The sequence below is a fragment of the Nocardia sp. NBC_00416 genome (assembly GCF_036032445.1).
Lineage (GTDB): Bacteria > Actinomycetota > Actinomycetes > Mycobacteriales > Mycobacteriaceae > Nocardia.
The window spans coordinates 2,259,660-2,286,205 of sequence record NZ_CP107932.1 but is presented as its reverse complement, the minus strand read 5'-3'; the positions used below and the strand labels follow the sequence as shown (position 1 = coordinate 2,286,205).

Here is a 26,546-nt window from a genome sequence, read left to right as displayed (position 1 = left end):
CACGCGGCATCGACGGCCCCGGGGGAGCAAGGAGAGAGTCATGTCCGAAGAGGACTTCCGCGCGCTGTACGAGCGCCATGTCGGCCACGTCGTGAGCGGGAACATGAAGGCGGCACTGGCCGATATGGTGCGGGAGAACCTGCCCACCGTCTTCGACGGCGTCACCGTGCCCCGGGGCGAAGTCAACAGTTTCGAGATCAAGGACATCCGCGCCGAGGGCGACAAGCAGATCGGTGAGACGGTCTACGACACTCCCGAGGGCGTGATCGGCCTGCGCTCGATCTGGGAACTGCGCGAAGGCGCCTGGAAGGCCGCCGCGCTCGAGAACTTCCCCGCCGGGAACAGGGCATGAGCGAGTCAGGCCCGGAGGCGGCAGCGGAGCGTGACCACGCAGGGCCCTCGCTCGTGCCCAGTAGGCGCGGCATGAGCGAGTCAGGCCCGGAGGCGGCAGTGCGATACCTCCGCCTTCGCTGCGGCCTCCGCGTCGGAATCCGGACCGATCGCCGAGCGCAGCGATACGGACGGGGCAGAGCATGAGTGAGTCGAGTCCGGAGGCGGCAGTGGAGCGTGACGACGTAGACGCCCGTGTTCGCGAGTACCTCTGGGGGCCGGCCGCGGACGGTCTCGATCAGCCGTATTGGGACGGCCTGGTCGCGGGCGAACTGCGCCTGCAACGCTGCGGGAACTGCGCCGAGTGGATCTGGGGGCCGCAGTGGATCTGCGGCGCCTGCCACACCTTCGACCCCGGCTGGGCGGCGGTCGAAGCGGTGGGCACCGTCTACAGCTGGTCACGCAGTCACTATCCGTTCATCACCGAACTCGCCGACCGGACACCGTATGTGACGGTCCTGGTCGAACTGCCGGCCGCTGACAACCGCCGGGTCCTCGGCATCCTCACCGGCGACGACGCCGACGGGGTCCGGATCGGGCAGCGCGTGGTCGGGCATTTCGAACTCGACGAGGGCGCGACCTGGCCGCTGCTGCGGTGGCGGCGCGACAGCACAGAAGGAGCACGCTCGTGAGCACTGCGTCGCTACGCGGAGCCGCCGCGGTCGTCGGTGTCGCCGATCTGCACTACAAGCGGGGCGAGGCGCCGCACGGTGAGCTGCGGATGACCCTCGAGGCGATCGTCGCCGCGTGCGCCGACGCCGGGATGTCCCCGCGCGAGCTGGACGGGTTCGTCTCCTACGCCGGCGGCGGGCACGACGGCGCGATACTCGGCGCAGCGCTCGGCGTCGAGGAGGTGCGCTGGTCGAACATGATGTGGGGTGGCGGCGGCGGTACTGTCGCCGCCGCGCTCAACAATGCCGCGGTGGCCATCGCCACCGGCCAGGCCGAATGCGTCGTGGTGTTCCGGGCGATGGCCCAGGAGGACAGCGGCCGGCTCGGCTACGCGAAGTATTTCTACGGTCCGCACTATCTGGCGCACGGGGTCGGCTCGCCCGCCCAGGTGTGTGCGCTGCGGACCCAGCGGCTGCTCGAGCACGACGGGGTGCCGCGGGAGGCGCTGCGGGCCCTGGTGCTCGCCGCCTACCGGCACGCGCAGAACAATCCGACGGCCGCCGGATACGGCCGACCTCTCGACGAGGAGGGTTACGAATCGTCGCGGATGATCACCGAGCCGTTCCATCTCTACGACTGCTCCCGGGAGAGCGACGGCGCGGTGGCGCTGGTCCTGGTCTCCGCCGAACGAGCCAAGGCGATGCGTCCCGACGCCGCCTATGTGCTGGCGGGCGCCCAGGGCGCGCCCGGCGGCTACTCGTCGATCATCGACAACGACGATCTGTACACGAGCGCCGGATTCGCGGCTCGTCCCGGTCGATCCGGGGTGGCCGACCGGCTCTGGGCCGCGGCCGGGCTCGGGCCCGACGACGTCGATGTCGTGCAGGTGTACGAGAACTTCAGCGGCCCGGCGGTGGCCGCGCTGATCGACCACGGACTCGCCCCGGCCGGACCGTCCGCGGGCGAGGTGCTCACCGTCGACAACCTGACCGCGGGGATCGGAAAACTGCCCGTGAACACCAGCGGCGGCAATATCGCGGACTCTTTCGTCAACGGTATGGGACTCGCGGTCGAAGCCGTCCGGCAGATTCGCGGCACGTCGACCAATCCGGTTGCGGACACACATATCTCGCTGTTCATCGGCGGACCGATGGCGCCGCTGGTCAGCTCCACGCTGTTCGGCCGCGAAGACACCCTCTGACCATTCCCGCACTACCCGAGGACCGATATGGACACCACCCTGGACCGGCGCGCGCTGTTCATCGACGGCGAATGGGTCACTCCGCGTACCGATTCCACCGTCGAGGTGATCGAGGCGGCGACGGAGAAAGTGCTCGGCACCTCCGCGCTCGCGGAACAGGCCGATATCGATGCCGCCGTGGCAGCGGCCCGCCGAGCCCTGCCGGCATGGCGGGGGCTGAGCCCGGCGGACCGTGCCGCGCTGCTGGACGGATTCGCCGCGGCCCTGAAGGCGCGGGCGAAGCAGACCGCCGCGCTCACCAGCCGTGAGAACGGGATGCCGATCTCGTTGTCGATCGCCGTCAACGGCTACGCCCCGAGCCTCATGTTCGGGTATTACGCCGACGCGGTGCGCGATACCGTGCGCGATGAGGTGCGGCCGAGTGCTTTCGGCGGACGCACGGTAGTGCGCCGCGACCCGGTGGGTGTGGTGGCCGCGATCACCCCGTGGAACTATCCGCAGTCGCTGGCGGCGATGAAACTCGCGCCGGCCCTGGCCGCCGGATGCACCGTGGTGCTCAAGCCGGCTCCCGAAACCGCCTTGGACGCATTCGTTTTCGCGGAGGCCGCGCTGGAGGCGGGAATTCCGCCGGGCGTGCTGAACATCGTCCCGGGCGGGCGGGAGGCCGGTTCGTATCTGGTCGCGCATCCCGATATCGACAAGGTCGCCTTCACCGGATCCACCCCGGCCGGGCAGGCCATCGGTGAGGTGTGCGGGCGGCTGCTGCGACCGGTCACCCTGGAACTCGGCGGCAAATCCGCCGCTCTGGTCGCTGATGACGCCGATCTCGACGTCTTCACGGCGAATCTGCTCGAGGTCGCGTTGGTGAACAACGGCCAGACCTGCCATGCGAGTACCCGGATCCTCGCGCCCCGCAGCCGGTACGCGGAGGTCGTCGAGGCCGTCACCGAAACGGTGCGGAATCTGCGTATCGGTGATCCGCTGGATCGGCAGACCCAGATCGGCCCGCTGGTCAGCGCCGCGCAGCGCGACCGGGTGGTCGGCTATATCGACTCCGGGCGCTGGGACGGCTACCGGATCACCACCGGCGGCGGTATCCCCGCCGACCGGCCCACCGGCTGGTACGTCGAGCCGACGGTCTTCGAAGGCGTGCACAATGCCGCGCGGATCGCGCAGGACGAGATCTTCGGCCCGGTGCTCACGATCACCCCGTACGACGGCGAGCAGGACGCGATCGAGATCGCCAACGATTCCCGGTACGGGCTCGGCGGCACCGTGTGGACGACCGACGAGGAACGGGGGCTGGCCCTCGCGGACCGGATCCACAGCGGCACGGTGGGAGTCAACCACTATCAACTCGACCTGGACGCGCCGTTCGGCGGGGTCAAGGCTTCCGGCCTGGGACGCGAACTCGGCCCGGAGGGGCTCACCCCTTACTACACCACGAAGTCCGTCTACTTCGGTACGCGCTGAGCGGTACCACCGAAGGAGCCAACGATGACACTTCCGCTGCACGGCGTCCGGGTTCTCGACCTCACCGACAGCCTCGGGGAATCGAGTGGACGCTATCTCGCCGACCTCGGCGCCGAGGTGATCCGCGTCGAACCGCCGGGCGGCTCGCGGTCGCGCACGGCCGAACCGGTGCTCGACGGGGTGAGCATCCCGTTCGCACTGCGCAACGCCAACAAGCTCGGGATCACCGTCGACCTCACCACGGCGCCGGGCCGGGCCCGCCTGACCGAGCTGGCCCGTGACGCGGATATCCTGCTCGAGTCCCGGCCGCCCGGAGATCTGTCGGAGCTCGGTGTGGGTCCGGCCGAGATACGGCGTGCCGCACCGAGTCTGGTGTGGGTATCGATCAGCGGATTCGGCCAGGACGGGCCCTACCGTGACTGGCTGGCCACCGAACCCGTCCTCTACGGGATGTCGGGTGTGCTCTCCCGTTCCGGGGCTCCCGGCGCCGAACCGCTGCTTCCCCCGGCCGGTCTGGTCGAGGAGACCGTCGGTGTGCACGCCGCCTGGGCGGCGTTGCTCGCCTATCACCGCCGGCTCGACACCGGTCGTGGTGAGACCGTGGACATCTCGGCCTTCGAGGTAATGGTGCACGGTTTCGATCCGGGGTTCGGGACGCAGGGGTCCGCCGCGGCCGGGCGGTCGGAGGACTTTCCGCGTGGTCGCCCCGACGCGTCGAATTTCTACCCGGTTTTCCCGTGCCGCGACGGTCACGTCCGGATCTGCCTGCTGGCCAGGCGGCAGTGGCGCGGAATGTTCGAATGGCTCGGTGCGCCAGAAAAATTCGCGGATCCGAAGTACGACACCATTCCGGCCCGCTTCGCGGCCGCCGATTCCCTGCATCCCCTCATCGAGCGACTGTTCGCCGGGCACACCCAGGCGGAACTGGTCGCCGAGGGCGCCCGTCGCGGGGTACCGGTCGGGGGAGTGCACACGCTGACCGAAGTGCTCGCCACCGAACACTTCGATACGAACGGCTCTCTGGTGGACGCCGAGCTCGCCGTCGGCCTGCGTGCCCGCGTCCCTTCGGGCTACGTGTCGCTCGGCGGTCGCCGCGCCGGATTCCGCACGCGGGCACCGGAGCCCGGCGAGCACGATGCCCTGGACCTGACCCGAAGCCGCCCCGCCGCGACACCGGCCGGCGATCCGTCGGCCGCGCCCCTGGCGGGACTCAGAGTGCTGGACCTCGGTGTCATCGTCTTCGGCGCGGAACTGAGCCGGCAGTTCGCGGACTACGGCGCCGAGGTGATCAAGATCGAGAACGCGAATTTCCCGGACGGCCTGCGCCAGTCCAAACGCGGCGCCGCGCTGGCGGCCTCCGTCGCGTGGGGGCATCGGAACAAGCGCAGTCTCGGACTGGACCTGCGCAGTACCGAGGGCGTCGCGCTGTTCCGCCGCCTCGTCGCCGACGCTGATGTGGTGCTCGCCAACTTCAAACCCGGCACGCTCGCCTCGATGGGACTGTCCTACGAGGTTCTCGCGGAGATCAATCCACGCGTGGTCGTCTCGGAATCCAGTGCGTTCGGCAGTACGGGACCGTGGCGGGCCCGCCTCGGTTACGGACCGCTGGTCCGCGCCTCGTGCGGGGTGTCGGCGCTGTGGCGTTATCCCGACGACGCGGAACTGCTCTGCGATGGGCAGACGGTCTATCCCGACCATATCGCCGCCCAGGTCACCGCCGTATCGGTACTCGCCGCCCTGATCGCCCGCCGCCGCAGCGGCCGCGGCACCGATATCGAAGTCGCGCAGGCCGATACCGCGCTCGTGCAACTCGGGGCCCAATTGGTGACCGAGGGGCTGCGGCCGGGCACCGTGACCGCACCGGGGAACGCGGATCCCGGCGCCGCGCCGAGCGGTGTGTACGCGTGCGCGGGCGATGACGAATGGTGTGTGGTCACGGTGCGCGACGACAGCCAGTGGGCCGCACTGTGCGACCTGCTCGACCGGCCGGAGCTGCGGGACGACAGTCGATTCGCCACCGGGGCACAGCGCGTCGCGCACCGTGCCGCGGCGGATCAGCTACTCGCGCAATGGTTGCGTACGCAGGACCCGCGGACGGCCGCCGCGGCCCTCCAGCAGGCCGGGGTACCCGCCGGTGCCATGGTGCGGCTGCCGGAACTGCTCACCGACCCGCACCTGACGGCCCGCGCGACCTATACCGAGGTCGAGCACGAACTGTTGCCGATGACCCTGCCCGCCACCGCCCGTGCCGCCGCCTTCGCCGAGATCGCCGACCCTCCGGTCCGGCAGGCTCCCATCGCGGGCGAGCACACCCGGGAGGTCTGCGCCGGGGTGCTCGGGATGACGGAAACCGAGATCGACGAGATGGTGCGGGCCGGGGTTCTCCAGCCTCCGGCCACGGATCCGGCCCGCGTCCGCGAACCCGCCGCCGGCTAGCTCGGCCGGGCGGTTGTCGCCCTGCTCGGCGGAATGAGAGCGTTCCCCGTGGACGGGCCGGCGGCCCGGTTCGCCGGACGCCTCATCCGGCTGCGCGGGTGCGCGCGAGAATGATCGCGGCCAACTCGGCCGGGCGTTCCTCGGGAACCCAGTGGGTCGCGTCGAGGATTTCGTGGTCGAACGGGCCGGTCACGTATTCGGCGGTCAGCTCGGCGCCGCGTCGTGCGATGAAAACATCCCGGGTGCTGGATACGTGCGTGGTCGGCGCGCTGACCTTCTGACCGGCTCGCCGCCGGTCGACGATCGGTATCGCCCGGTACCAGTTCAGGGCGTAGTGCAAGGCGCCGCCGTCGACGATATCGCGGCGCAACCGAGCCAACTGCTCCTCGTCGAGACCCGACAGGGCGGCAGCACGGCGGCGCAGGCTCGTGTCGCCGGCCGAACCCGCCGCGCGAAAAGCCGCGGAAAGCACCACCTCGGGGATCCACGGCACCTGGAACAGCGCCATATAGCAGGTGCGCAGGGCTTGGCTACTGCTCACCAGGGAACGCGCGAAAGCCATCGGATGCGGTACCGAGATCGAGGTCAGCGTGCGGACCAGCTGCGGGTGCCGGGCGGCGGTGCTCCAGGCGACGGTCGACCCCCAATCGTGCCCGACGAGATGCACGGGTTCGCCGCCCAGCGCTGTGATCAGCGCCGCGGTATCACCGACCAGTGCGCTGATCCGGTAGGCGAAACGCCCGTCGGGCCGGGCGCCGGGCGAGTAGCCGCGCTGGTCGGGAGCGAGGGTGCGGTAGCCGCGTTCGTGCAGGAACGGGGTGAGCCGCGACCATTGCGCGGCCGTCTGCGGAAATCCGTGCAACAGCACGATCGGGATGCCGTCGAGTGGACCCTCGTCGATCACATCGAAGGTGAGTCCGTCGTTGACGAACGATGTCAACCGGGTGCCGGTGCGACCCCCGGACGGTGTATCGGCCTGCATGGTGAAACGCTACGGCACATCGTCTCGCGGTGCCCGGTCCGCGGACCGAGCGGGAGCGTCTTCACGGAGAGCGTCGGCCCGGCAGACTCCCATCGCGGGTGAGCACACCCGGGAGGCTGCGCCGGGTGTTCGGGAGGAATGACAGCGAAATCGACGCGCTGGTGCGGACCCGGGTTGTGCAACACCGGCGACGGACCCGGCTCCGGCCCGCGCGCCTCCCCGGCCGGAACCGGGTCGCCGGCGAACAGCCGGTGGTGGCCCGGGCCCGGCGAATCCGGTCTCGGCTGGCGGAACTGCTCGTGCAGTAAGGGTTTCAGGCCTTCAGGAGGTCGCGGTGGATGATCTCTTTCATGATCTCGTTGGTGCCGCCGTAGATCCGCTGGATCCGGTGATCCAGGTAGGCTCTGGCTACCGGGTACTCCATCATGTACCCGTAGCCGCCGTGGTACTGGACGCCGGAGTCGATGACTCGGCCCTGTAATTCGGTGGCCCACAGCTTCGCCTTGGCGGCGTCCACCGCGGTCAGCGTGCCCGCATTGTGCGCCCGGACGCATCGGTCGAGATAGGCCCGGGACACTTCGATAGCGGTCCGCAGTTCCGCGAGATCGAAACCCATACCTTGGAATTCGCCGATCCGCTTGCCGAACGCGCTGCGCTCGCGCACGTAGTCCATGGTCCAGGTGAATACCGCCTCGGCGGAGACCTGCGCCGCGATGCCGATCCCGAGTCGCTCCAGGGGCAGCGACCGCATCAGGTAGGCGAATCCGGCGCCGCGGTCCCCGAGCAGGTTCGCGGCGGGCACGCGGACATTGTCGAAGAACAGTTCGGCGGTGTCCTGAGCGTGCAGGCCCACCTTGTCGAGCTTGCGGCCGCGGCTGAAACCGGGAGTACCGTCCTCGACCACGACCAGGCTGAACCCCTTCGACCCGGCGTCGGGGTCGGTCTTGGCGAAGACGATCACCAGATCCGCGAGGATGCCACTGGTGATGAACGTTTTGGCGCCGTTGATGATCCAGTCGTCGCCGTCGCGGACCGCGGTGGTGGTGATCGCGCGCAGATCGCTGCCCGCGCCGGGTTCGCTCATCGCGATCGCGCCGATCGTCGCGCCGGTGACGAAACCGGGCAGCCAGCGGCGGCGCTGCTCGTCGTCGGCGTGCCGGAGCAGGTAGTTCAGCACGATGTCGTCGTTGGTCGAGAAGCCGGACTGCAGCGCCGAGGCGCCGGCCCGGGCGATCTCCTCCTGGATGATCACCCGATACCGGTAATCGGTTTCGGCGGGACCGCCGAACTCCTCGGGGACGGACAGTCCCAGCAGGCCCTGGCGGCCGGCCGCGAGCCAGATATCCCGGTCGATCAGCCGCTGCGCGTCCCACTTCTCCATATTCGGCACGACGTGCTTGTCGACGAATCCACGCACCGAGGCGCGGAACAGTTCGTGGTCGTTGTCGAAGAGATCGCTCTCCACTGTCGGTACTCCTTGGTTCGGGTGGCCCGGCTCAGGGCTGGGCGAGAAGTGTTTGCACGCCGCGGCGGAACACCTGGTTGGCCACCTCGTTGCGGCCCAGGATCATCCGTCCGGCGTTCGCGCTGGCCATACTCACCTGGGAGTCGCGCAGCAGCGGGAAATCCTCGGCGTGCAGGACGGCCAGCAGGATCTCCCAGTTCTTGTCCCAGATCCGGGTCCAGCGTTCCTCGGTCATCTCGGTGTCCTCGACCTTGGGCACGATCAACCGCATCTCCATCCGGCTGCGCTGCGGGTCGGTCGGATGGGGCCGGAAGGTGAGCAACTGGAAATGGTCAGGTTGGCGCAGCAGTGTGCTGTTGGGCAGCAGGAAATGGGTTTCGGTGACATGGCCGGCCAGGCTGGTGTCGCCCGGGTCCTCCTCGATCCACCGGTCGATCGACTTGCGCGGCGCGATGAAGCGGCAGTGCCGGCCGAAATCGTCGAATGCCAGCACATTGGTGTGGATGTGCTTGGCGGCGGTGTTGGGATGCGCGTACTGGATGTGGTAGCCGTCCAGGAAGGCATCCTGCATGATCTTCCAGTTCACCGGCTCGTCGAAACCCTCGGACCGGACGGTGACCAGTGCGGAAAGGTCGTAGGAGGCGAGGACCGCGTCCATCTCCGGGCCCAGCCAGGCCGCGACATCGATCTCGGCGTCGGCGTCGTCGACCACCCAGATGAAGCCGTGCCGCTCCTCGGTGGGTAGTGCGATCAGGCCCATCTGCTCCCGTTCGGCTTCGCCGAAGGTGTTGTCGCGGGTGATGGTGCGCAGGCTGCCGTCGGTGTCGTAGGACCACCGGTGGTACGGGCAGGAGAAGAGGCGGCACCGCCCCTTTTCCTCCTTCTCGACCATGGCTCCGCGATGCCGGCACAGGTTGACGAGCGTTTTCACGCCCCCGTCGCGCTGGCGGACCACGATCACGTTGTTCCGCGGCAACTGCAGGGTGAAGAAGTCGCCGGCCCGTGGGATCTCGGATCCGTGCGCGACGATGCTGGGCACCCGGCCGAAGACCAGATCGCGTTCGCGCTTGGCGATCGCGGTATCGGTGAACTCCTCCGGCCGGAACCAGGTGGTGTGTTCGAACTCGTCGGTGGTGTCGTTGCGCAGATGCTCGAGCGTGCGGCGAATGCGTTCCTCGCGGGGTGCTCCGACCTCGGTCATCGGGTTACCTCCATTCTCGTGCGCGGCGGTGTCACCGCCGCGCGATCATTGCCTAAATCTAAATGAGTTAGTTTTAGCTGTAAAGCCCGGGTCTTGTCTCCGGAAACCGACTACCGTTAGATTTAGCCACCGATTCCGCTCGCTGAGGAGTACGGATGATCTCTTACCGATGGCGCGCCGCACTGGACGAGGACGAGCGCGCGCAGGTGCTGGCGCTGGTGCGCGCGGCGGCCGGCTACGACGCCGAGGCCGGATTCTCGACGATCGATCCGCATGCGGTCGGCGAACGATCCGACGATCCGGTCCGGGTCGCGCATCTGCCGATCCGGGCCCGGCGGGATCTGAGCATCCGCGCCGACGCTCCCTGGGTGACGGTCGCCTACCTGAATCTGGTGGTCGACGCGGAAGGTCTCGGCACCGTGCGTTTCGTGGTGCACCCGGACTACCGATCGCGGGGCATCGCCACCCTCCTCGTCGAAGAGCTGGGCCTGGACACCTCCCCGGCCGGCGGCTGGGCGGGAACCGGCGCGCGTGCGCTGCGTGCCTGGGCGTACGGCAGTCATCCCGCGGCCGAGCGGCTCGCGACGCGATTCGGCATCTCGGTGGTCGAACGGCGCTGGACTCTGGTCCGGCATCTGTCCGGACCGTGGGCGGTGCCGCTCGCCGAGGTGGACCCCGGCCGGGCGGTCCCCGAGTCTGTTCCGGTCCGCCCCGGCGACGAGGTCGCCGAGTCCGCGGCGGTGTCGCCCGCATCCGACGGTGAGTCGCTGCACGGGCAGGGCCGGGTGATCGCCGTGCGGGACTCGCAGGGTGCGGTGGGGGCGATCCGATTCGATACCGAGTTGGTGGCACACGCCGAATTCCGGGCGGCCTGGATCGGCGGTGTCGCCGTCGCGGAACGAGCCGCGGACGGGGATCTGGGGTCGGCACTGCTGGGACGCGCGCTGGGGGAGATGCGCGCCGCCGGTGCCCAGCTGGCGCTCGTGCAAATCGATCCTCGCGATGAGCGAGATGTCCGGATGTGGCGATTGCAGTGGTTCGAGCAGGAGGACGCCCATGTTCGATACGGCGTCGGTGCTACATGAGATAAAGAACGTTTCTTGTTTTATGTTGACCAGCTCGTTATCCCGCAGTACCGTGTTGTGACGCCACTCACAGCCACTCGGCACACACACTTCCCGCTTCCGCGGTCGTCACCGCGGACCGGACGGCGGCCCGATTCGGAACTGCACCCCGTCCGGTCGGCCGGAAATCGAAAAGCACAGCGAGAGAGAGAAATTCATGAAGCGTCTCGAAGGCAAGGTCGCGTTCATCACCGGTGTGGCGCGTGGGCAGGGACGGTCGCACGCCGTCCGCCTCGCGGAAGAAGGCGCGGCGATCATCGGCATGGATATCTGTGCCCAGATCCCCTCGGTCTTCTACCCGATGGCCACCGAGGAGGACCTCGCCGAGACCGTCCGGCTGGTCAAGGAGGCCGGCGGGCAGATCGTCACCACCATCGGCGACGTCCGCGATCGCGTCGACGTGCAGCGGGCCTACGACGCGGGCATCGAACAATTCGGCCACGTCGACATCGTCGTGCCGAATGCCGGCATCATGCCGGTGCTCGACCAGGGCAGCGAGCCCCAGGCGTGGCACGACGCGGTCGACACCATGCTCACCGGTGTCTGGCACGCGCTGGAAGTGACCGTGCCCGGCATGATCGAACGCGGCGAAGGCGGTTCGATCGCGATCACCAGCTCGGCCGCCGGACTGCGCAGTATCGGGTTGAGCACCTTTCCGGGGCAGGCCGGATACTCCGCCGCCAAGCACGGAGTCGTCGGTCTCATGCGGCTGTACTCGAAGCAGCTCGCCAAGCATTTCATCCGCGTCAACACCATTCACCCGACCGGCGTCAACACCCCGATGGTGGCCAATGCCGAGTACGGGGCGTTCGTCAACGCGCACCCCGAAGTCGCCAACGACGACGCGTACAAGAACCCGATGCCGGTCGAGTTGATCGAGGCCATCGATATCAGCAACGCGCTGGTATTCCTCGCTTCCGACGAGGCCCGCTACATCACCGGCGTCACCCTCCCGGTCGACGCCGGCTACAACAACCGCTGAGGAAGGCCCGATATGACCATTACAGACACCCTTGCCTCGGCGCCACCGGTCGCCGACCGCGCACAGGTCTTCATCGGCGGCCGCTGGGTCGATTCGACCGGCGACGAGTGGATCGAACTCGTCGACCCGTGGAGCGAACAGACGGCCGCCCGGATCCGCAGTGCCACAACTCAGGACGTCGAACGCGCGGTGGACGCCGCCCGCCGGTCCTTCGACTCCGGTGTCTGGTCCGGTAAATCCATGTCGGAGCGGGCCGAGGTGATCGACGAGATCGCCACCCTGCTCGAGCGGCGACTCGACGATCTCACCACCATCGGAGTGCTCGAAGTGGGCGTCCCGATCACGGTGAGCGCCGGGACCCAGCAGATGAGCGTCGGCCTTTTCCGCGCGGTCGCGGCGGAGGCGCGCGACTTCACACCGCGCGAGGACCGGACTCGCGCCGACGGCGGGGTATCGCGCATTCTCGCGGAGCCCACCGGGGTCGTCGCCGCGATCATTCCCTGGAACGGGCCGATCGGAACCATCGCGTTCAAGGTCGCGCCCGCGCTCGCGGCGGGGTGCTCGGTCATCCTCAAGGGCGCGCCCGACGCGCCGTTGTCCCCGGCCGTGTTCGCCGATGTGATCGCCGAACTCGTGGCCGCGGGCAAGATCCCCGAAGGCGTGGTCAGCGTGCTGATCGCCGACCGGGAGGTCTCGGAGAGCCTGGTTACCAACCCCGGCGTCGATCACATCACTTTCACCGGGTCCACCGCCGCCGGACGGCGGATCGCGGCACTGGCCGGTGCGCGGATCGCGCGAGTGTCCCTGGAACTGGGCGGGAAATCCGCGGCGATAATCCTCGACGACGCGGACCTGGACCATGTTCTGCAGTCATTGCCGATGGGCGGCTGCATGCAGTCGGGACAGGCGTGTATCGCGCTGACCCGGGTACTGGTCTCACGAGCGCGCCACGACGAGGTCGCGGCCGCGCTTACCGCCGCCTATTCGGCACTGCCGATGGGCAACCCGTGGGCGCCGGAGAACTTTCTCGGCCCCCTTGCCGGGCAGCGTCATTACGAACGTGTGCAGGGCTATATCGACGCCGCCGTGCGGGACGGGGCCACCGTCCTCACCGGAGGCGGCCGCCCGGACGAACTGACCCAGGGGTACTTCGTCGCCCCGACCCTGATCGACGGAGTGCGCAACGATATGCGCATCGCCCGGGAAGAGGTGTTCGGTCCCGTCATCTCGCTCATCACCTACGAGGACGAGGACGACGCGGTGGCGATCGCCAACGATTCCATCTACGGCCTCTCCGGCGCGGTGTACACCGAGGACGTGGACCGCGGTTACGCGCTGGCCCAGCGGATCCGGACCGGCACCGTGAGCGTCAACGGTTCGGTCATCGATTTCACCCTGCCGTTCGGCGGATACAAGCAGTCCGGTATGGGGCGCGAGGGCGGAGTCGAGGGTCTCGCGGAGTTCTTCGAGACGAAGACCGTGCACATGCCCGCCCCGGCGCAATAGCCGAGACCGACGCGGCCGTGGCCGGCACGAGTTCGCCTTGATCTCGTACCGGCCACGAGTCGTCCTCGAACAACCGACGCGCAGGTGCCTGCCGGACTCCGTGTCAGGTCTTCCGATCAGCCGGGGTCGCGCCGGAGCCTTCGTCGGCCCGGTCGATGTCCCGTGCGAAGTACAGCTCGGTCGACTTCCGCCTGGCATCGTGGGTCGTGATCCGGAACAGCGTGAGCGACACGTCAGTACCGCACCGGATCACCCGATACGTTCTCAGGCGATGACGACCGCCGCGTCCACGGTCGCGTCCGCATTCCGCACCACACCGTGCAGGAAGCTGCGCACCATCTCCTCGAACAGCTGCTTCGAGGTCATCGTGTTGTCCGCCAGCGCCTCGGCGAGCACGGGCTGTGACGCCGCGTCCACGTTGGGGAAGATCGTCGTGCGGGTACTGGGCCCGCGCATCGCTTCGGTGAGCGCGGCGCCGAGCGTGAGCCGCTCCATCCCGTCGAGGATCTGGACGTGCAGGTGGGAGGGCACACCCGAATCCGCCAGGAAGCGGGCGGTTTCCTCATAGGTGCTGATCAGCAGGTCGCGCGGCAGGTACTGCAGCAGGATCGGCGCGGCGTTGCGGTGCCGCAGAATCGAGCGGCGGAAGTTCAGCGCGAGAGCGACGAAGAACTCGGGCCAGTCCGGGCCGGGTTTGCGGCGGGGGATGGTGCCCGCACCGGCTATCTGGCGGGCCACCGCGGCCAGGATCTCCGACTTGTCCGTGAAATGGTGGTACAGCGAGGGCGCGCGCACACCCAGATGTTTGGCGAGTTTCGGGAGGCTGAATGCGTCCAGACCCTCGGAGTCGATGATCTCGATGGAGGCCGCCACCACCGAGGAGCGGCTTATCAGAGGTTGCGACGGTCGGGGCATATCGGGCTTTCCACTCGGGTCGCGCCAGGAGATTTACCTAGCGTCGTGAGGCTGATCGTAACGTGTGGCCGGTCGGGCGCCGGGCTACGCCACTGTCTCGTCGAGGAATCCGAGCAGGCCGTCGGTCAGCACGTCGTTGTCATCGCCGCTGACCATGTGCCCGGCGCCGTCGACCGCGATATGACGTGCGTGCGGGATCAGGTCGAGCAGGTCGCGTACGCCGTCGGATCCCACGACATCGGATTGCGTTCCCTGGATCAGCAGCGTGGGCACGGTGATCCGCTGTGCCGCGGCACGCGCTCGATGCTCACGGTGCGCGGCCCGGTCGGGGGCGTTGTCGCGGTGGCTGATCATCCGTGGATCCCAGTGCCAGTACCAGCGACCTTCGCGCAGCCGGAGATTCTTGCGCAGCCCGTCGGGACGAGGCGGTCGCCGCCGGTGCGGGTTGTAGGCGGCGACGGCCGCGGCCGCCTCGTCGAGCGTGTCGAAACCGGACAGGCCCTCGCGCATGAACGCGGTGACCCGGTCGACGCCCGCACGCTCGGCCCGTGGGGTGATATCGACCAGCACGAGGGCGCGCGCGAGGTCCGGATGTGCGCCCTGGGCGAGGAGACTCGCCATCCCGCCCATCGACGCGCCGACCAGTACGGGCGCTCGATCCAGCTCGGCGACGAGTGCGATGAGATCCCGGGCGTGGGCGGCCAGGGAATAGTCGCCGTCCGCCGCCCACTCGCTGTCGCCGTGCCCACGGGCGTCCACGGCCAGGGCGTGCCAGCCGTGGTCGGCGAGATGAATGCCGGTGCGCCGCCAGGAATGCCGGGTCTGGCCGCCGCCGTGCAGTAACAGCACGGTGCCGCGATCGTCGTTCGCGGGTTCGAAACGGTCCGCGACGAGGGTGACTCCCGCGCCCGGTAGCTGCACGACGGTGCTGGTGCCGGTCATCTCAGATCTCCTTGGTGGGCTCAGTGGCCGGATGTTCCACCGTCGACCGCGAGGGTCGACCCGGTGATGTACCCCGATGCGGCACTGGCCAGGAACACCACGGCCGCATCGATTTCGCGCTGGGTGGCGGTGCGGCCGAGGGAGCATCCGCGCAGGAATTCGTCCAGGGTGTCGCCGTGCATCTCGCCGATCATGTCGGTGTCGACGAACCCCGGGGCTATCGCGTTGACGCGGATGCCTTTTCGTCCGGACCACTGGTGCGAGAGATCCCGCGTCAATCCGATCAGGCCCGCCTTGCTGGATGCGTAGGCGGCCTGTGGCAGCACCGATTTGATCAGCCCCAGCATGCTCGCGACATTGACGATGCTCGATCCCGGTGCCATCACCCGGGCGCACGCCTGGGCCGTCCAGTAGGCGCCGAACAGATTGACCTCGACCACGTTCCGGTAGTCCTCGGGGCGTTCCCGGGTCGCGGGTGCGGCGTGGGTGACCCCGGCATTGTTGACCAGGATGTCGAGCCGGCCGAATTCGTCGATCGTCGAACGCGCCAGGGTGTCGCACTGGTCGGGGTCGGTGATATCGGTGGGGACCGCCAGGCACCGTCGACCCAATTCGGTGACGGTCGCCGCGACCAGTTCGAGTTTGTCGCGCCGGCGGCCCGCCACCACGATATCGGCGCCCGCCTCGGCCAGGGCACGCGCGAAGCCCGCACCCAAACCGCTGCCCGCCCCGGTCACCACGACCACGCGTCCGGTCAGGCGGAACAGGTCGAGCACCGATTCCCTCGGCGGAGTGCCTGTGTCCATATCCGGACTCCCATCGTTCGTATGGCTAACTGTATTAGATTTACCATCAGATCGTGGTTCTTGTGTAGTCGATCTACGTCGCTCTTGCCTCGCATTAACCTAACAGCATAAGATTTACAGAATCGTGTTTCGAGTGGATGGGTAGGGCGATGAGCGAGAGTCGGGTACCCCGCCGGATGCGGGTGGTCGGAAAAGAGCCGGCCGCGGACGGAGTCGTCACCGTGACGCTTGCTGATCCGGACGGTGCCGCGGTCCCGGAGTGGGCGCCCGGCGCCCATATCGACCTCGTGCTCGGGGACGTCACCCGCCAGTACTCGCTGTGCGGCGATCCGGCCGACCGAACCGCGTGGCGGGTCTCGGTGCTGCGCGAACCGAACGGGCGCGGCGGATCGGTGTTCGTGCACGACAAGCTGGATGCCGGTGACCTGATCGAGGTCGGCGGACCCCGCAACAATTTCGCGCTCGTCGCCGCCCCGTTCCATCTGTTCGTCGCCGGGGGCATCGGCATCACACCGTTGCTGCCGATGCTGCGACAGCTCGACGAGCACGGTGCGCCGTGGCAACTGCTCTACGGCGGCCGGTCGCGCGCGAGCATGGCCTTCGCCGCGGAGCTCGCCGCGCGGTACCCCGCGCAGGTGCGGCTGTGCCCGCAGGACGAGTCCGGCCTGCTCGACCTGGACGCGGCGCTGGACGGCGCGGCGGCGGGCGCGGCGGTGTACTGCTGTGGTCCCGAACCGCTGCTGCGGGCGATCGAATCGGCGTGCATCGGGCGCGCGGACCTCGCCCTGCATGTCGAACGGTTCGCGCCCAAGGAGGTGGACGCTTCGCCTGCCGGTGCGTTCGAGGTCGAATTGGCGCGCAGCGGCGCGGTGGTGGAGGTCGCGGAATCGGAGTCCGTACTCGACGCTCTGCAACGCAGCGGCGCGGCCGTGGACTTCTCGTGCCGGGAAGGTACCTGTGGAACGTGCGAGGTGGCGGTGCTCGCCGGTCGGCCCGAGCATCGGGATTCGGTGCTCACCGAAGACGAGCAGGAAGCCAACGACGCCATGATGATCTGCGTTTCCCGTAGCCGCACGCCCCGTCTCGTCCTCGACCTCTGACCGTCGCTCGACCCGATTTCCCAGGAGGTACCGTGTCCCAGTCCGAGCCCGCCGCGCTGTACGAGGTGCGTGACCATATCGCGGTTGTCACGCTGAATCGGCCCGACGCCCTCAATGCCGTGAACTCGGCGCTGTCCGTGGCGGCCGGGGCGGCGCTCGACCGGGCGGCGAACGACCCCGAGGTGCGCGTGGTCGTGATCACCGGCGCCGGCCGGGCCTTCTGTGCCGGAGCGGATCTGAAAGAGATCGCGGCCGGCAGGAGCGTCTACGACCCGGCGCATCGCGACCGTGATTTCGCCGGGATCGTGCGGCACTGGATCCCCAAACCGGTGATCGCGGCGGTCAATGGTTTCGCGCTGGGCGGCGGTACCGAGATCGTATTGTCCGCGGATCTCGCGGTGATCGACGAAGCCGCCGCGCTGGGGTTGCCCGAAGTGCGCCGCGGGCTGATCGCCGCCGCGGGCGGGCTGTTGCGCATTCACCGCCAGGTGCCCGCCAAGGTGGCGGCCGAGATCGCGTTCACCGGGCAGCCGATCTCCGCGGCGCGTGCCTACGAGCTCGGCTTGGTCAACCGGGTCGCCGCCTCCGGTACCGCGCTCGCGGTCGCCCTCAAGCTGGCCCGGGTCATCGCCGCCAACGCGCCGGTATCGGTCCAGCAGAGCAAACGGGTGCTGCACGACAGTGCGGCGACGGATACGGGCTGGTCCGCCGCGGAATGGGATGTCAACCGGGCCGCGGCGAAGGTGGTGATGGCGAGCGAGGACGCGAAGGAGGGGCCGCGTGCTTTCGCCGCGAAACGGGAACCCCGATGGACCGGGCGCTGACCGGGCCGGTCGGTGGTTTGCCCGTCGTTCGCGGTGGCCGCCATCCGTTGTTTATCAAAATACAAAATTTGATTGACGTCTCACAGCTCGGTCTGTAGCGTGGATCACACGGCGACCGGTCCGATCCGGCAGCCTCGACTCAGCACCGTGACTCCGCTGCCGGTGCACCTCGACTCGAATCATCAAGAATCACTGACGCCGGATGCCGGTCGTCGCTTCATGGGCAAAGGAGCTCAGCTGTGAAACTCCAGGACAAAGTCGCGATCATCACCGGCGGCGGATCGGGCCTCGGGCGGCAATCCGCCCAGCTGTTCGCCTCCGAGGGCGCCCGGATCGCCGTGGTCGATATCGACCCGGAGCGGGCCAAGGGAACTGTCGAGCTGGTGCGTGAACAAGGCGGGACCGCGATCGCCGTGGTCGCCGACGTCAGCGTCAAGGCCGAGATCACCGACGCCGTGGCCGCGACCGTCGCGGAGTTCGGCAAGCTCGACATCATGTTCGCCAATGCCGGCGTGGTTTCCCGCGGTGGCGTTCCGTCGGTGGCCGGAGGCGAACAGGTCGCGTTCGAAGACCTCACCGAAGCGGACTGGCAGCATGTGCTCGGGGTCAACCTGAGCGGCGTCGTGTACTCGGCGCAGGCCGCGGTGCCCGCGCTGGAGGCCAACGGCGGCGGCGTCATCCTCGCGACGTCCTCGGCCGCCTCGATCGCCGCCTATCACAGCATCGCGATGTACTCGGCGACGAAAGCCGGCGTCAACGGCCTGGTGCGCGGTCTGAGCCTGGACCTCGGCGCCCGCGGCATCCGCGTCAACGCCATCGCCCCCACCCACGGAATGTCCCCGAACTTCCTGGCTCCGGCCGGTACTCCGGTCGTCGGCAAGTCCTACGAGGAGACCGCCGGTCCGTGGCAGCCGGGTATCTCGCCGATCCCTCTCAAGCTCAACCGTCCGCCGTCGCTGCTGGACAATGCGCGCGCGGCCCTCTTCCTGGTATCCGACGATTCCGCCTACATCTCCGGGGTCACCCTGCCCACCACCGACGGCGGCACGCTGTCCAGGGTCGCGATGTGGTTCGACGAGGACCGCGGCTTCACCGAGGCCTGAGCCGCCCGGGCAACGCCGACGCCGTTCACAGGAGAAGGACAACGATGGCTGCGACAATCGGATCGGCCCTACGCTGGTGGGCCGATACCAAGGGAGATCAACGCGCACTGATCGTCGAGGACGAGGCGCTGACCTACCGGGAACTGCAGGACTGGTCGAGCCGGGTGGCCCGCCGGATCGCCGACGCCGGGATCGCGCCGGGTGAGCGGGTGGGCGTGCTCGGTCCGAACTCGCTGGTCTGGCCGGTGCTGGCGCTCGGGGTGCTCAAGGCGGGGGCGGTGCTCGTACCGCTGAACCCCCGGTTGAAACCTGCCGAACTGCGCAAGGTGCTCGACGATTCCGGCGCGGTGCTGACCATCGCCCCGGTCGAATTCGCCGGGCAGATCGAACGGACACTCGAGCTGGGGCAACCCTTCGAGGCGCGCTTCTTCGAAGAATTCGCGGTATTGCGGGCCGGTGGCCGCGACGACTTCCGGATCGACACCGAGCGCGACGATCCGGTCGCGCTGTTGTTCACGAGCGGCTCGACCGGTTTGTCGAAGGGCGTCGTCTGTACCAACCGGACCCTGCTGGACATCGTCTTCGAGGCCACCCTCACCGAAGAGGGTCTGCGGCCCGGATCGACCGCGCTGCTGCTGCTTCCGCTGGTGTTCACTCCGGGCGTGGTCTGGGGCCTGGTCATGGCGGTGGTGCTGGGCAACACCCTCGTGATCGAAAAGGAACTGCGACCCGAACGAGCGGTCGCGCTGATCGGCGAGCACCAGGTGAACACCCTGTTCGGGGTGCCCCTGGTATTCGAGGCGATCGCGCGGACTCCCGCGTTCGCCGAAACCGATGTCTCGTCACTGCGCACCGCCATCGTGGGCGGCGCGGCCGTATCACCCGCGTTGCTCGAGACCTGGGCGGACAAGGGTGTAGCGCTGCGCCAGATCTACGGTATGACCGAGGCCGGCGGTGTCGCGACCGCGACCGTCCGCGCGGAGGCGTTCACCCACCCCGGCACCTGCGGCAGCGGCTCGATCTTCACCGAGCTGAAGGTGATCCGCCCGGACGGCAGCGATGCCGAACCGGGGGAGGAGGGCGAGATCGTGCTGCGCGGCCCGGGGGTCACCCCCGGCTACTGGAACGATCCGCAATCCACCGCACAGGCGCTGCGCGACGGCTGGCTGCACAGCGGCGACCTGGGCACCCGCGACGAATCCGGCCGGGTGAAATTCGTCGATCGCATGAAGGACCTCATCATCACCGGCGGTATCAACATCTCTCCGGTCGAGATCGAGCGGGTCATCGGCGAACTCGACGGTGTGGACGAGGTGGCGGTGATCGCCGCCGCGGACGAACGGTTCGGCGAGACGCCGGCCGCGATCGTCACCGCCGGTGGCGGGCTCGACGCGGCGGCGGTCGTCGCGCACTGCGATCGACTGGTGGCCGATTACAAGGTGCCCCGCTATGTCGTGATCCGGTCCGAACCGCTGCCCCGACTGCCCAACGGGAAGCTCTCCAAGACCGCGATACGCGACGAATACCGAGACGTCACCACCCGATTCGAGAAAGTGCGTTGAGTTCCATGACCCCGGATGCGGTGCACGACGAGCCGGTGCTGCTCGAACGCGACGGTGAGATCGCGATTCTGCGGTTGCACCGGCCGGATCGGCTCAATGCCTTCACCGACGAGATGTGCGAGCGGGTGATCGCCGCCATGGACCGGATCGACGCCGACGATACGGTGCGTGCGGTGGTGCTGACCGGAAGCGGGCGCGCGTTCTGCGCCGGCGCCGATCTGGCCGCCGGTGGCGACACCTTCGTCCTGGGCGACGACCCCGATACCGGGGGCGCACCGGCGGACCAGGGCGGGCGTGTCGCGCTGCGGCTGTACCGGGCGACCAAGCCGGTGATCGCGGCGATCAACGGCCCGGCAGCCGGCGTGGGAGTCACCATGACATTGCCGGCGGATATCCGGATCGCCTCGGATACCGCCAAATTCGGCTTCGTCTTCACCCGGCGCGGCATCGTCCCGGAAGCCTGCTCGTCGTGGTTCCTGCCGCGTATCGTCGGCATCTCGACCGCGTTGGAGTGGACGCTGGGCGGGCGGATGGTCGGCGTCGACGAAGCCTGTGCGCGGGGACTGGTGCGTGAGATAGTGCCGGCCGACCGGATACTGGCGCGCGGGATCGAACTCGCCCGCGAACTGGTCTCGGGAACCGCGCCCGTCTCGGTGGCGCTCACCCGCCAGTTGATGTGGAGAATGCTCGGCGCGGACAGTCCCGAGGCGGCGCACCGGGCCGACTCACTGGCCGTCTATCTGCGGGGCGCCTCCGGCGATGCCCGGGAAGGCGTCGAATCCTTCCTGGGCAAACGCGACCCGCAATTCCCCGATCGCGTCTCCGCGGGACTACCCGACCTGTTCGGTGAATCCGCGCCGGAGACCTGATTGCTACCATTCCCCAGGCCCGGCGTCCGGCCGGGCTGCCGACAGGAGGGGTGCGACGATGGCTCGACGGCGTACCGGAAGCGTCCTCAGCGAGGACCCCGCGGAGGCGCGCCGCCAGATCCTCGCGGCCGCCGAGGTCGTCTTCGAACGTTACGGCGTCGCCAAGACCACGATGGATGATATCGCGAAGGAAGCCAACGTTTCCCGACCGACCGTCTACCGCTACTTCGGTGACCGGGACACGCTGATCACCGCGCTGATCGAGATCCGCGCCCGGGCCATGTTCACCCGCGCTCGGACTTTCCTGCGCGAGCGTGCGACCTTCGTCGAGCAGATCGTCGACGGTCTGATCTACCTGGTGGACACCGGTCGCAAGGACCCGTTGGTGCGACTGATCGTCAGCCCCGAGCACATGGATCTGGCCACCGCCCTGGTCGGCAGCTCCGAGCTCGCGGCCCGGCTCACCGAGGAGATGTGGGCGCCGGTTCTGCACGAGGCCCGGGAACGGGGCGAGGTCCGGGCCGATCGAACCGATACCGAGATCTGCCAGTGGATCGCCCTGGTGGAATTGATCCTGGTGGGGCGGATGGACTTCGGCACCGATACAGATCCCGACCATCGCCGGATGCTGACGAAGTTTCTGCTGCCGGGGATCGTGACTCCCGAGGCTGCGGACCGGGCCGGCATCTGACGAATCGCAGCATGAGATGTCCGCTGTCGAGCCGGAGTTCGATGGCGCATCGGATATCGGATCACCGATCTCCGGGCCGGCGGATACGAGCTCCGAGCTGTACCTTCTGGCGAGCGGGTGCGTCCCGCGTCGATCGGTCTCGGCGGGTGATCTCGCTCGTAGCGGGCCGGGTCAGCTGCGTCCGGGCAGGAGGCGTGCGGCCACGTTGCGCGTGGCCAGACCCCACCGGGTCTTCGGGACCAGCAGGGCCGCGGCCCTGCTGGCGCCGCGCTGTTTCGGCGTGCGACGATATGGTCAGCCCGCTCGCCGCGCTGCGCCTGCGGCTCATCCACACCGTTCCGGCAGTGCGCGGACGGGCACTCCACATCCAGGCCGAGGCTCAGCGCGAAATTGCCCAGCGCTTGGCCGAGGCATTTCCCGACCGGCTCGATCGAGTCAGCGCGGCCGCGCTGACCGGTGCGTTCGTCGGCGCCATCACCAGCGCGCTCCAGGTTCTGCTCGACGGCGCAGACCAGCCCGCCACCTCCGCGTCACGACAGGCGGCGGTCCGCGCGGCCACCGATGTAGCCCTCGGCCCCTGGCGGGACCAGCTGGGCCGACAGCGGGTCCGATAGCGGCCGAGCGCGGATGAGCCCGGGCCGACTCCGGCGCGTGCGCCGGTCGGCTCGGGTCAGCGCGGGGCCATGCGGATGGCGCCGTCGAGGCGGATGGTCTCCCCGTTGATCATCGGGTTCGCGACGATATGCGCGACCAGGGAGCCGTATTCGGCAGGTTCGCCCAGCCTGGAGGGATGCGGAACCTGCGCACCCAGGGACTGCTGGGCCTCCTCCGGCAACGAACCCAGCAGCGGCGTCTTGAACAAGCCCGGGGCGATGGTGTTCACCCGGATCAGCAGTGAGGCCAGGTCGCGGGCGATCGGCAGGGTCATGCCGACGACGCCGCCCTTGGAAGCGGAATAGGCGGCCTGCCCGATCTGCCCTTCGAACGCGGCGACCGACGCGGTGTTGACGATGACACCCCGTTCGCCGTCGACCGGTTCGTTCTTCGCGATCCGTTCGGCGGCCAAGCGCAGCACATTGAAGGTGCCGATCAGGTTCACGCCGATGACCTTGGTGAAATCGGCCAGCGGGAACGCGCCGTTCTTGCCCACGGTCTTGATGGCGTTGCCGATGCCGGCGCAGTTCACCGCGACCCGCAACGGTCCCAAGGATTCCGCTACGTCGAGTGCCGCGGCTACCGCCGCTTCGTCGGTGACGTCGGCCGGGACGAAACGGACGTCGTTGCCGAGTTCCTCGGCCACGGTCGCGCCGGAGGAGGAGGCGAGGTCGACGATCACCACGCGGGCGCCTTCGGCCAGCAGGGCTTTCGTCGTGGCCAGTCCGAGGCCCGAGGCGCCGCCGGTGACGACCGCGACATTGTCCTGGATGATCATTTGTTGTGCTCCGATTCAGGTGATTTCCGGGGTCAAAGTCGTTCGATGACAGTCGCGTTGGCCATTCCGGCGCCCTCGCACATCGTCTGCAGGCCGTATCGGCCGCCGGTCCGTTCCAGGTGGTTGACCAGGGTTGTGAGCAGGCGGGTGCCCGAGGATCCGAGCGCGTGGCCGAGTGCGATCGCGCCGCCGAGCGGGTTGAGTTTCGCCGGATCGGCGTCGAACTCGTGGGCCCAGGCCAGCGGTACCGGTGCGAAGGCCTCGTTGACCTCGTAGGCGTCGATATCCCCGATGCCGAGCCCGGCCTTGGCCAGCGCCTTGCGGGTGGCGGGAATCGGTGCGGTGAGCATGAACACCGGGTCGTCGCCGGCGACGGCGAAGGAATGGAACCGCGCCCGCGGGGTGAGTCCGAGCCGGTTCGCGGCCTCCTCGCTCATGATCAGTACCGCGGACGCCCCGTCGGTCAGCGGCGAGGAATTGCCGGGCGTGATCTGCCAGTCCGCCTCGGGGAATCGCGCCGCGAAGGCGTCGGTGCGGAACGAGGGATTCAGGCCGGCGAGTCCACCGGCGCTGGTGGCGGCGCGGACCGTCTCGTCGACGGTGTGCGTGACGGTCGATCCGGCCGCGTCCACGACATCGATCGGCACGATCTCCCGGTCGAAATACCCTTTCGCGATGGCGTCGGCGGCGCGCTGGTGCGATTGCGCCGAGAACCGGTCCAGGGTCTCGCGGTCCAGCTTCCATTTCGCCGCGATGAGTTCGGCGGAAATGCCCTGGTGCACGAGACCTTCGGGGTAGCGGGCGGCGATTCCCGGCCCGGCGGCGTCCTGGCCGATCGGTGAGGTGCCCATCGGGATCCGGCTCATCGATTCCACGCCGCAGGCGATGACGATGTCGTAGGCCCCGGCCAGCACGCCCTGCGCCGCGAAATGCGCCGCCTGCTGGCTCGAACCGCATTGCCGATCGATGGTCGTCGCCGGTACCGAATCGGGGAAACCGGCCGAGAGCAGCGCGGTCCGGGAGATGTTGAGGGCCTGTTCGCCGACCTGCTGCACGCATCCGCCGATCACGTCGTCGACCTGAGCGGGATCGATTCCGGTGCGGTCGACGAGGGTGCGCAGTACATGCGCGAGCAACTCCACCGGATGCGTGCCGGACAGCGCCCCACCCCTCTTGCCTTTGCCGGAGGCGATGCGGACGGCGTCCACGATGACCGCGTTGCTCATATCGGTTCCTTTCATCGGCCGCGGCCCGGTGCGAACCGCATGCCTCGGAGCCCGGCGGCGCCAGTGGCGACCAGCCGAGTTCGCGTGTTCGGGCGTATGCTCACATATCTATCACCATTAGTTTTACTGGTCAACGGCAGTGGCGCGGAGATCGGCTGGATCGCGATGTTCCGCGGCGGATAGGTGCAGGTCGGAACTGCGCCATATCCTGTCCCGGGTGGGGCGCCGCCAAAGGCGTCACTCGGCGCTCCGGCGTCGCGGCGCCGTGACCCGGGCGGATTGCGGGTGGACGAGCAGGCCGAGGCGACCTCAGGACCCCGACCGCGACAGGAGCAGATCCGCGGCGGTCAGTCCCGCGTCGAGAGCTTCGACGATCCGGTCGATCTCGGCGTCGGTGATGATCAGCGGCGGTGCGATGAACAGGGAGGTCGCTTCGTCGCTGGTACCGATCTGCACGCCGCGTGCGCGGGCGGCCGCCACGACCTGATCGGCGGGCTGGGGTGCGTCGGTATCGGAGAGCCATTCGCGCCACTCCCGGCCGCGGAGTTCGACGGTCCAGTGCAAGCCCCGCCCGGCGACGCGCTCGACGCAGGGGTGTCGTCCGGCCAGTTCGACCAGCGCCGCGGCGATCCGGGGGCCGGTGCGGGCGGTTCGTTCGACCAGGCCTTCGGCCCGGACCACCCGGAGATGGGCGCGGACGGCGTGGATCATCGCGGGGTGCGCGCGGAAAGTGCTGTAGTTCTGCCATTTCGCCGCCCGCAGCAGATCCAGCACCCGCTTCGACAGCACCACCGCGCCCGCGGGGGCGGCGCCGCCGGCCAACGGCTTGCCCAGGGTCACCATATCGGGTCGGCTGGGCGCCCCCTGGAAAGCGAACCAGCTGCCCGATCGTCCCAGTCCGGTGACCACTTCGTCGGCGATCCAGATACTCTCGGCGGCGCGCGCGGCGCCCGCGACCCGCTCCTGGTAGCCGGCGTCGTAGTAGCGCCCGCCCTGGGTGTAGTCGACGATCACCGCAGCGGATTCCGAGAGCGCCGCGGTCAGTTCCGTATCCACCAGGGCTCGCGCCGCCGCGCTGCCCGCTGCCCGCCAGACCGCGCCGTCCGGGCCCGCGATGGTTCTCACCTCGGACGAGCGCGCGGGTGTGCGGACTCCGCCGGTGAGCAGGGACAGACCGCCGTGCCACTGCGGCTGCACGGTCACGGCACGCGATAGCCCGACCAGGCCGTGATAGGCGCGCTCGCGGGTGACCAGCGGATCGCGTCCGGTGAGCGATTGCGCCAGTGCGAGCGCGATATCGTTCACCTCGCTGCCGCTCAACCCGAATCGCACTCCACCGACCCAATCGGTCTCCCCCGCGAAGGCGATATCGACGAGTTCATCGGCCGCCGCGTCGCGTTCGGCCCACCGCTGCCCCTCGGTCGCGACCGGGAAGCGGGCCGACTCCACGACCGCCTCCACCATCGCCGGGTGCGCGTGTCCGAGTGGTCCTCCAGTGTTGGACGCGTCCAGGACGGTGGTGCCGTCCGCGTATTCGAGGTAGACGCCGCGCCCACCCACCAGCGCGGGCGGCCGGGGCGCAGTGGAGTTGACACCGGCGCGAACGAGCTTGCCCTCGACTCCGCGGGGCCGGCTCGCGTTCGAGATTTCTTGCATGGTGGGTCCTTTCCGGCTGTGTCACCACCCGATTCGCCCTGCCGCGTG

General features: G+C 68.8%; 24 protein-coding genes. 15 read left to right on the top strand and 9 right to left on the bottom strand.

What is annotated here, in order from left to right; translation table 11 throughout:
- Positions 1-40: 40 nt before the first annotated feature.
- The 5 genes from OG804_RS09150 to OG804_RS09130 all read left to right on the top strand — a co-directional run bounded on the left by OG804_RS09150 (position 41) and on the right by OG804_RS09130 (position 6,112).
- Positions 41-352, top strand: coding sequence for a hypothetical protein (locus OG804_RS09150; protein WP_328395879.1), 312 nt, complete (start codon positions 41-43; stop codon positions 350-352).
- Between the two features lie 181 nt (positions 353-533).
- Positions 534-1,022, top strand: a complete 489-nt coding sequence (locus OG804_RS09145) for a Zn-ribbon domain-containing OB-fold protein (protein ID WP_328395877.1) — start codon at positions 534-536, stop codon at positions 1,020-1,022.
- Entirely contained in the window at positions 1,019-2,203 is a 1,185-nt protein-coding gene (locus OG804_RS09140; protein WP_328395875.1) for a thiolase C-terminal domain-containing protein, read from the top strand. Before OG804_RS09145 ends, OG804_RS09140 begins: the two co-directional genes overlap by 4 nt.
- A gap of 27 nt (positions 2,204-2,230) precedes the next feature.
- A complete protein-coding gene (locus OG804_RS09135; RefSeq protein WP_328395873.1) occupies positions 2,231-3,676 on the top strand; it encodes an aldehyde dehydrogenase in 1,446 nt (481 codons plus the stop codon).
- A gap of 24 nt (positions 3,677-3,700) precedes the next feature.
- Positions 3,701-6,112: a CaiB/BaiF CoA transferase family protein gene (locus OG804_RS09130; RefSeq protein ID WP_328395871.1), complete on the top strand. Its 2,412-nt coding sequence runs from the start codon at positions 3,701-3,703 to the stop codon at positions 6,110-6,112.
- Between the two features lie 82 nt (positions 6,113-6,194).
- On the opposite strand, the gene OG804_RS09125 is transcribed toward OG804_RS09130, so the two are convergent.
- The 3 genes from OG804_RS09125 to OG804_RS09115 form a co-directional block, all read right to left on the bottom strand.
- Positions 6,195-7,094, bottom strand: coding sequence for an alpha/beta fold hydrolase (locus tag OG804_RS09125; RefSeq protein WP_328395869.1), 900 nt, complete (start codon positions 7,092-7,094; stop codon positions 6,195-6,197).
- Between the two features lie 313 nt (positions 7,095-7,407).
- Complete coding sequence (locus tag OG804_RS09120) at positions 7,408-8,559, bottom strand: acyl-CoA dehydrogenase family protein (RefSeq protein WP_328395867.1); 1,152 nt, start codon at positions 8,557-8,559, stop codon at positions 7,408-7,410.
- 31 nt (positions 8,560-8,590) lie between these two features.
- The gene (locus OG804_RS09115; RefSeq protein ID WP_328395865.1) at positions 8,591-9,760 is read right to left on the bottom strand and encodes an aromatic ring-hydroxylating oxygenase subunit alpha; all 1,170 of its coding nucleotides are present in this window, start codon (positions 9,758-9,760) and stop codon (positions 8,591-8,593) included.
- Between the two features lie 155 nt (positions 9,761-9,915).
- Here OG804_RS09115 and OG804_RS09110 point away from each other — a divergent pair, with 155 nt between their 5' ends.
- The 3 genes from OG804_RS09110 to OG804_RS09100 all read left to right on the top strand — a co-directional run bounded on the left by OG804_RS09110 (position 9,916) and on the right by OG804_RS09100 (position 13,372).
- Complete coding sequence (locus OG804_RS09110; RefSeq protein WP_328395863.1) at positions 9,916-10,845, top strand: GNAT family N-acetyltransferase; 930 nt, start codon at positions 9,916-9,918, stop codon at positions 10,843-10,845.
- Positions 10,846-11,041: 196 nt separating this feature from the next.
- The gene (locus OG804_RS09105) at positions 11,042-11,866 is read left to right on the top strand and encodes a mycofactocin-coupled SDR family oxidoreductase (protein WP_328395861.1); all 825 of its coding nucleotides are present in this window, start codon (positions 11,042-11,044) and stop codon (positions 11,864-11,866) included.
- 12 nt (positions 11,867-11,878) lie between these two features.
- Positions 11,879-13,372, top strand: a complete 1,494-nt coding sequence (locus OG804_RS09100) for an aldehyde dehydrogenase (RefSeq protein ID WP_328395859.1) — start codon at positions 11,879-11,881, stop codon at positions 13,370-13,372.
- Positions 13,373-13,636: 264 nt separating this feature from the next.
- On the opposite strand, the gene OG804_RS09095 is transcribed toward OG804_RS09100, so the two are convergent.
- The 3 genes from OG804_RS09095 to OG804_RS09085 all read right to left on the bottom strand — a co-directional run bounded on the left by OG804_RS09095 (position 13,637) and on the right by OG804_RS09085 (position 16,035).
- Positions 13,637-14,287 carry a TetR family transcriptional regulator gene (locus OG804_RS09095; protein ID WP_328395857.1) on the bottom strand — a complete coding sequence of 217 codons (651 nt, stop codon included), beginning with the start codon at positions 14,285-14,287 and terminating at the stop codon, positions 13,637-13,639.
- An 84-nt stretch (positions 14,288-14,371) separates the two neighbouring features.
- Positions 14,372-15,229, bottom strand: coding sequence for an alpha/beta fold hydrolase (locus OG804_RS09090; protein ID WP_328395855.1), 858 nt, complete (start codon positions 15,227-15,229; stop codon positions 14,372-14,374).
- A 20-nt stretch (positions 15,230-15,249) separates the two neighbouring features.
- Complete coding sequence (locus OG804_RS09085; RefSeq protein WP_328395853.1) at positions 15,250-16,035, bottom strand: SDR family NAD(P)-dependent oxidoreductase; 786 nt, start codon at positions 16,033-16,035, stop codon at positions 15,250-15,252.
- A 149-nt stretch (positions 16,036-16,184) separates the two neighbouring features.
- Between OG804_RS09085 and OG804_RS09080 the strand changes: the two genes are divergently transcribed.
- The 7 genes from OG804_RS09080 to OG804_RS09050 all read left to right on the top strand — a co-directional run bounded on the left by OG804_RS09080 (position 16,185) and on the right by OG804_RS09050 (position 22,798).
- On the top strand, positions 16,185-17,135 hold the full coding sequence (locus OG804_RS09080) for a PDR/VanB family oxidoreductase (RefSeq protein WP_328395851.1): 951 nt from the start codon (positions 16,185-16,187) through the stop codon (positions 17,133-17,135).
- Between the two features lie 32 nt (positions 17,136-17,167).
- Positions 17,168-17,959 (top strand): enoyl-CoA hydratase-related protein, encoded by a 792-nt coding sequence (locus OG804_RS09075; RefSeq protein WP_328395849.1) that lies wholly within the window; start codon positions 17,168-17,170, stop codon positions 17,957-17,959.
- A 239-nt stretch (positions 17,960-18,198) separates the two neighbouring features.
- Positions 18,199-19,062 (top strand): SDR family NAD(P)-dependent oxidoreductase, encoded by an 864-nt coding sequence (locus OG804_RS09070; RefSeq protein WP_328395847.1) that lies wholly within the window; start codon positions 18,199-18,201, stop codon positions 19,060-19,062.
- A gap of 44 nt (positions 19,063-19,106) precedes the next feature.
- Positions 19,107-20,624, top strand: a complete 1,518-nt coding sequence (locus OG804_RS09065; protein WP_328395845.1) for a class I adenylate-forming enzyme family protein — start codon at positions 19,107-19,109, stop codon at positions 20,622-20,624.
- Positions 20,625-20,629: 5 nt separating this feature from the next.
- Entirely contained in the window at positions 20,630-21,493 is an 864-nt protein-coding gene (locus OG804_RS09060) for an enoyl-CoA hydratase-related protein (protein WP_328395843.1), read from the top strand.
- Positions 21,494-21,551: 58 nt separating this feature from the next.
- Complete coding sequence (locus tag OG804_RS09055) at positions 21,552-22,184, top strand: TetR/AcrR family transcriptional regulator (RefSeq protein WP_328395841.1); 633 nt, start codon at positions 21,552-21,554, stop codon at positions 22,182-22,184.
- 290 nt (positions 22,185-22,474) lie between these two features.
- Complete coding sequence (locus OG804_RS09050; RefSeq protein WP_328395839.1) at positions 22,475-22,798, top strand: hypothetical protein; 324 nt, start codon at positions 22,475-22,477, stop codon at positions 22,796-22,798.
- 56 nt (positions 22,799-22,854) lie between these two features.
- Here the strand turns inward: OG804_RS09050 and OG804_RS09045 are convergent, their stop codons facing one another.
- The 3 genes from OG804_RS09045 to OG804_RS09035 form a co-directional block, all read right to left on the bottom strand.
- Positions 22,855-23,616 carry a 3-hydroxyacyl-CoA dehydrogenase gene (locus tag OG804_RS09045; RefSeq protein WP_328395837.1) on the bottom strand — a complete coding sequence of 254 codons (762 nt, stop codon included), beginning with the start codon at positions 23,614-23,616 and terminating at the stop codon, positions 22,855-22,857.
- 32 nt (positions 23,617-23,648) lie between these two features.
- Complete coding sequence (locus tag OG804_RS09040) at positions 23,649-24,842, bottom strand: thiolase family protein (protein ID WP_328395835.1); 1,194 nt, start codon at positions 24,840-24,842, stop codon at positions 23,649-23,651.
- 309 nt (positions 24,843-25,151) lie between these two features.
- Positions 25,152-26,498, bottom strand: coding sequence for an aminotransferase class III-fold pyridoxal phosphate-dependent enzyme (locus OG804_RS09035; protein WP_328395833.1), 1,347 nt, complete (start codon positions 26,496-26,498; stop codon positions 25,152-25,154).
- Positions 26,499-26,546 lie beyond the last annotated feature (48 nt).

What these genes read in the sequence shown, in the direction of transcription:
- OG804_RS09150 (WP_328395879.1), top strand. Translation starts at nt 41, where the DNA reads ATGTCCGAAGAGGACTTCCGCGCGCTGTACGAGCGCCATGTCGGCCAC.
- OG804_RS09145 (WP_328395877.1), top strand. Translation starts at nt 534, where the DNA reads ATGAGTGAGTCGAGTCCGGAGGCGGCAGTGGAGCGTGACGACGTAGAC.
- OG804_RS09135 (WP_328395873.1), top strand. Translation starts at nt 2,231, where the DNA reads ATGGACACCACCCTGGACCGGCGCGCGCTGTTCATCGACGGCGAATGG.
- OG804_RS09130 (WP_328395871.1), top strand. Translation starts at nt 3,701, where the DNA reads ATGACACTTCCGCTGCACGGCGTCCGGGTTCTCGACCTCACCGACAGC.
- OG804_RS09125 (WP_328395869.1), bottom strand. Translation starts at nt 7,094, where the DNA reads ATGCAGGCCGATACACCGTCCGGGGGTCGCACCGGCACCCGGTTGACA.
- OG804_RS09115 (WP_328395865.1), bottom strand. Translation starts at nt 9,760, where the DNA reads ATGACCGAGGTCGGAGCACCCCGCGAGGAACGCATTCGCCGCACGCTC.
- OG804_RS09110 (WP_328395863.1), top strand. Translation starts at nt 9,916, where the DNA reads ATGATCTCTTACCGATGGCGCGCCGCACTGGACGAGGACGAGCGCGCG.
- OG804_RS09105 (WP_328395861.1), top strand. Translation starts at nt 11,042, where the DNA reads ATGAAGCGTCTCGAAGGCAAGGTCGCGTTCATCACCGGTGTGGCGCGT.
- OG804_RS09100 (WP_328395859.1), top strand. Translation starts at nt 11,879, where the DNA reads ATGACCATTACAGACACCCTTGCCTCGGCGCCACCGGTCGCCGACCGC.
- OG804_RS09095 (WP_328395857.1), bottom strand. Translation starts at nt 14,287, where the DNA reads ATGCCCCGACCGTCGCAACCTCTGATAAGCCGCTCCTCGGTGGTGGCG.
- OG804_RS09090 (WP_328395855.1), bottom strand. Translation starts at nt 15,229, where the DNA reads ATGACCGGCACCAGCACCGTCGTGCAGCTACCGGGCGCGGGAGTCACC.
- OG804_RS09085 (WP_328395853.1), bottom strand. Translation starts at nt 16,035, where the DNA reads ATGGACACAGGCACTCCGCCGAGGGAATCGGTGCTCGACCTGTTCCGC.
- OG804_RS09080 (WP_328395851.1), top strand. Translation starts at nt 16,185, where the DNA reads ATGAGCGAGAGTCGGGTACCCCGCCGGATGCGGGTGGTCGGAAAAGAG.
- OG804_RS09065 (WP_328395845.1), top strand. Translation starts at nt 19,107, where the DNA reads ATGGCTGCGACAATCGGATCGGCCCTACGCTGGTGGGCCGATACCAAG.
- OG804_RS09060 (WP_328395843.1), top strand. Translation starts at nt 20,630, where the DNA reads ATGACCCCGGATGCGGTGCACGACGAGCCGGTGCTGCTCGAACGCGAC.
- OG804_RS09055 (WP_328395841.1), top strand. Translation starts at nt 21,552, where the DNA reads ATGGCTCGACGGCGTACCGGAAGCGTCCTCAGCGAGGACCCCGCGGAG.
- OG804_RS09050 (WP_328395839.1), top strand. Translation starts at nt 22,475, where the DNA reads ATGGTCAGCCCGCTCGCCGCGCTGCGCCTGCGGCTCATCCACACCGTT.
- OG804_RS09045 (WP_328395837.1), bottom strand. Translation starts at nt 23,616, where the DNA reads ATGATCATCCAGGACAATGTCGCGGTCGTCACCGGCGGCGCCTCGGGC.
- OG804_RS09040 (WP_328395835.1), bottom strand. Translation starts at nt 24,842, where the DNA reads ATGAGCAACGCGGTCATCGTGGACGCCGTCCGCATCGCCTCCGGCAAA.
- OG804_RS09035 (WP_328395833.1), bottom strand. Translation starts at nt 26,498, where the DNA reads ATGCAAGAAATCTCGAACGCGAGCCGGCCCCGCGGAGTCGAGGGCAAG.